The following is a 4654-nucleotide window of genomic DNA, read 5'->3' on the forward strand; positions in this document are numbered from 1 at the left end:
TCCTCGCCCACCTCAGGACCCTTTTGATCGCCCTCCTTGGCGCTCTCATTCAGAAAATGGGTCGGCCAGACTACCAGCCGGTTACGATCCAGACGGCCTGAGGAGGTTATTCAAGGCCGACTAGATAACGTTCTGGATCTTCTACAAACTTGTCCATTGCCGCACTGGTCAAAGGTAGCTCGGAGCGATAGGAGTGGAAGCTTCCGCTAATCTTTGCGGCTTTCCTGAGCATCGTGAAACTCAGCCTGCGCGGTCGCGCGCCGCATTCTTGAAAGTTGAGGAGCCTTGCCGAAGAATGTTGAATTGCAAGGGACCAAGCGCGATCCGAGGCGATCCAGTCGCGCGAACGGTGTGAAACCCATCTTGGCGCCATCTTGCGCCACCAATCAGGTCGCCATTCTATAATCGCTGAATAGGCCGACCTTGCAGCATTCCTTATCTCAGTCCGTGTGGCGCCGCTTGCAATTAGCGATTCGATAACTGCCTGATATTCATCCAGCCGTCGCGGTGGCTTGCGGACGATTTTCGAGGGTACCGTCTTACTGGACTCAAGCTGCTTCTCCAGCGTAAGAGAAGTTAACTCGGTGACGTTTGACCGAAGGACTGCAAGGAGCACCAAAAAGCGCTCAGGTCTCGCGAAAATCCGAGACGAGGTAGCTCTCGCAGCGTATAGAGGTGCGAAACTAGGGCCACTAGCAACGCGTAGGCCAGCTGCGGCAGCGGCGGCGCACCCTATTTTTTCGACTACGTATTGGTCCAGAGAAGACACGTCGACCTCTCCAGCAGAGGTCCGAAAGCCACAATCATGTAGTAGGCGAACTATCGCCGCTCGCAGTGCGGGAATCGTGGCGATCGGCTGCTTTGATTCCAGCAATCTTTCGGTATCCCGCGCGACAGAAAGTGCTATGCGTTTAGGCAAGAGTGGAGTTACTTCCGGCAAATCGGACGCAGAATATGGTGCTACGTCGAGAAGGAATTTTGCGCTTGTTCCAGCTGTCGATTCACGCAGGCGTATACCGTGGACAGAGCAAAATTCGATGAAGTTTAGTTGATGGAGTCGGTTCCATGTTGGTCTTCCTACTCGGTTCACGTCGTCCCGCATGCACTCCGGGCATAAGCGGAGTCCTGCCGGCCGGCTAAGTCTCCGTTTAAGCTTCGTTAATAGGCTCGAAGCTCCGGGTCGCGCGAGCATATCGTTCTCGAGAGCTGCAGCTTGCTCTGGTGTCGCAAAAGCTCGATAAAGTGGGAGATGTGTATGATCGTCCAACAAGGACCTAGCGTCGCGGAGTCTGGGGCTGAGGCGTTGCGAAATATCGGAGAGGGCATACGGGAGTAGCCGATCTTGTTGCCTTGCGGTTGCCCGTCCGAACGCGAGCAATTGGACCGACGTGGCTGAAATGCCGCCAACGTCGGCTTGATAGCGTGCGAGGAGGGACGACAGGAGCTCGTGCCGCGCTGGCATTGGGAAATATCCGAGGTGCAACACGTCAGACTTCCCGGTCGACGGATTCATAGCCGCACTCCAAGGTTAGCCTCTCCGGCTTTGACCGAGGCGAAGCGCCTGAAGCGATGAGGTAGCAGCGCATCGATGCGGGAGCCCAACTTGGTCCGTCCTGGGCGATGCGTCGCAATCACGGTATAGGCAAGATGCTTTTTCGGGGGCAATCATGCGAAAAACCAGAGGGAAGTTCCCCCCATTATCAACTACATCGCGGATTTTTTGTGCGATGTCGTTACGAAATCCATTGGTCCCTCGGTTTAGATCAAGAGCTTCGCTGAGCACCGCTTTTGCGAAATCAGAGGTTAGCTTCGCTCACTTTTGCGTGCTCGGGTCTCGCCGCGAGCGGTAGCGCTGCGAGGAACGATGGAACCCAGTGGCGTGGCAGGCCCGCCGCTCGCCAATGGCGTAGGCGCCCTGCAGATGGCGCTCAACCGCATGTTGGACCTGGGCCGCCCGGATTACGTCCGCATCAACTAACCGCGGACACGCGCCTGGTTCAGCACGTCCCGGTTGCCGACCGCTGCAACAAGCTCTCTCTTGCTCGCCATCTCCGTCCTCCTCCGGCCCGAAGCCATACCCCAGGACGGACCACTTCAATGGAGGAGGATAGGGTAAGAGCCTTGGCATCTACGGAGTGGGTTCCACTCTACTCCGCGGAACGTCGGAACTCATTACAAATTCCCTCCAGTTTCACGACGCGTCCGTTCTTAATCAACACCTTAGCGTGCGGCCCGAAGTTTGCTCGGTCGTCGGCGCCTGCTCAATCTGAGCAGGCGGTGTCAATTTTTGACCAAGGAGTTTCTATGCGTCACTTCCTGACAACCGCGGCCGTACTCGGACTGGCCGTTGGCGCACTGGCGCCTGCTGGCGCCCATGCTGTCGCTATCATGCCGACGAATGACCTCGCGGTCCTGACTGGTGCGCTGGTCAGCCCGTCCTCCGGTATCTCGATCACCAGCAGCAACCTGATCGGTGGCGCGACACAGCAGGGCACCTTCACCGGCTTCAACCTTGCGCCAAACTCCGGCTCCGGGCCGACGCTCTCGCTCGGGAATGGCGTCGTGCTCAGCACCGGCAATGCCAATGTGCCGCTGAGCAACACCTCGAACAACACGAATGCCACCACCGGCACCGGCAGCTATGCCCCTCTCTCCTCCCTGGCCGGCGCGAACACCTGGGACGCGAACGTGATCGAGTACACGTTCACGGTCGCTGCAGGCTTGAACTCGGTTTCGATGCAGTTCGTATTCGGAACCGAGGAGTTCCCCACGCAATCCGTCACGGACATCTTCGGCTTCTTTGTGGATGGGGTGAACTACGCAAAGTTTCCGAGCGGTGAGCTGATCTCCAACACGCCTGGCAGTCCGACGAACTTCATCAGCAACCCTGTCGGCGGCGGCGTGTACGACATCGCCTACAATGGGCTGACGAACGTCTTTACGGTGACCGGCCTCCTGAATCCCAGCCTGAGTTCGCATACGATCGCGATTGCCATCGCCGACACGAACGACACCATCTATGACAGCTCGGTGTTCGTATCCGGCCTGACGGCAGGTGTGACGACCGGCGGTGGCGGCATTGGCAACGGTGGTGGCACCCCCGTTCCGGAACCCGCGTCTCTGGGGCTGTTCGGCCTCGGCCTGCTCGGGCTCGTCGGGGCCCGTCGTCGCCGGAAGACCGCGTAAGCGCCATCCCTGGGCGGCGCCTCGCGAGAGGCGCCGCCGCATTCTACAGTGGGCCTGAGCCCCTCGGCCACGCGCTCCTCACGGCTTAAGGATCCGCGCGATCACCGAAGGCCTCGGATCCGGGTGGTTGGACCTGTCGCGCCTCGACCGTCTTGGCTTCGGGGCTGGCGGGAGGGCAGTGCTGGCCGCGCCCGGGGACGACGAAGTGGCAGTAAGCCGGCTCCTTACGGCCATGCTAACGGTCTGTTGATATTCGCCCGCAACAAAGCAGTCAGTTCCGCAGCGTTTCTTGTTAACTATGAGTGGAGGCCGCTGCGATGCAGATGCTTGCCCGCGATCTCATGGACCCTGACGTTGTCACGGTGCCGCCCGGAGTTCCCGCAGCCGATATCGCTCGAATGTTTGCGGATCGAGGCATCTCGACGGTGGCCGTTGTCGACCACCAAGGCGCGCTGGAAGGCATCGTAACGGAGGCTGACCTTATCCGCCGCCTGGTGGATGAAGACGAGAGACCCCGTGCTGGATGGCTCACTCGCGTCCTCGCTAACCCGAATATCGCGGCGGAGCGGTATGCTCGCAGCCACGGACGCACCGCCGGGGATCTCATGACTAAGAAGGTGGTGACAGTCGGGCCTGAAGACAGCGCAGCCCACATTGCCCGCCTCATGGAGGAACACAAAATCCGCCGCGTGCTGGTGACGACAGCCGGCAGATTGCTTGGTTTGGTAAGTCGCTCCGCCCTCGTGCGCGCATTAGTTGAGCCTGCAAGTGGCCTAACCGTTGAACTGTCCGATGAGGACATTCGCCGGGCTGTGCTCGCGGCGATGAGACGAGAGGAATGGGCCAACACGGGCAACATTGCGGTGGGTGTCCGGGAGGGTGTCGTGGAGTTCTCCGGGTATCGCCAAACTGAGACAATTGGACGTGCCCTTCGTGTGCTTGCCGAAAACGTGCCTGGGGTGAAGCAGGTGGTCGATCGCACTCTGCTTCCGCCGGTGGTCTTTAGTCCCTGACCTGCTTCGACAATGCTCCCGTCTTGCGGAGAAGACGTGGACTGACGAATTCGCTTGCACTCGATCTACCCCCACTCTGGCCCAATAAACCAAAATACGCGTTGCGTAATATTTAGATTGCCGCTGGTCTAATATTTGCAATCGGTTGCTCTATGAGAGCTAACCCGTGTCGAGTTGCTCTACCGAATCGGTGCCAGCCAACCGCTTCTTACAACTGGCATTTATCGGGCATTCACACCGAGAGGAGCCGAGCCATGCCGACCGACAGGGTGCCTCCCGAGACTGGCCTGCCCCCGGAAGCGGTTCCATGGGTTATGAGAGAGTTGGCCCATTGAGGCGCTTGGGTTTGGTGGTCCAGATCCAGCGTTAGCCTTCGACGGCTACGGAGCCCTCCGACACCCCTGAAGGGCTTGCCAGAGAACGGTATTCCTGCGGCGTCCTCTGGCCAAGGGCCA

General features: G+C 59.3%; 3 protein-coding genes. 2 read left to right on the forward strand and 1 reads right to left on the reverse strand.

Going from position 1 to position 4654, the window contains the following annotated elements:
• Window positions 1-106: 106 nt before the first annotated feature.
• Window positions 107-1513 (reverse strand): TniQ family protein, encoded by a 1407-nt coding sequence (locus tag J8J14_RS25885; RefSeq protein WP_209382132.1) that lies wholly within the window; start codon window positions 1511-1513, stop codon window positions 107-109.
• Window positions 1514-2304: 791 nt separating this feature from the next.
• On the opposite strand from J8J14_RS25885, the gene J8J14_RS24385 reads away from it, so the two are divergent.
• Together J8J14_RS24385 and J8J14_RS24390 are read left to right on the forward strand one after the other, a co-directional pair.
• On the forward strand, window positions 2305-3186 hold the full coding sequence (locus tag J8J14_RS24385; protein ID WP_209382134.1) for a choice-of-anchor L family PEP-CTERM protein: 882 nt from the start codon (window positions 2305-2307) through the stop codon (window positions 3184-3186).
• Window positions 3187-3503: 317 nt separating this feature from the next.
• Entirely contained in the window at window positions 3504-4199 is a 696-nt protein-coding gene (locus tag J8J14_RS24390) for a CBS domain-containing protein (RefSeq protein ID WP_209382135.1), read from the forward strand.
• The last annotated feature ends 455 nt before the right edge of the window (window positions 4200-4654 follow it).

Source organism: Pararoseomonas baculiformis, from assembly GCF_017813395.1.
In the GTDB taxonomy this organism is placed as follows: domain Bacteria; phylum Pseudomonadota; class Alphaproteobacteria; order Acetobacterales; family Acetobacteraceae; genus Roseomonas; species Roseomonas baculiformis.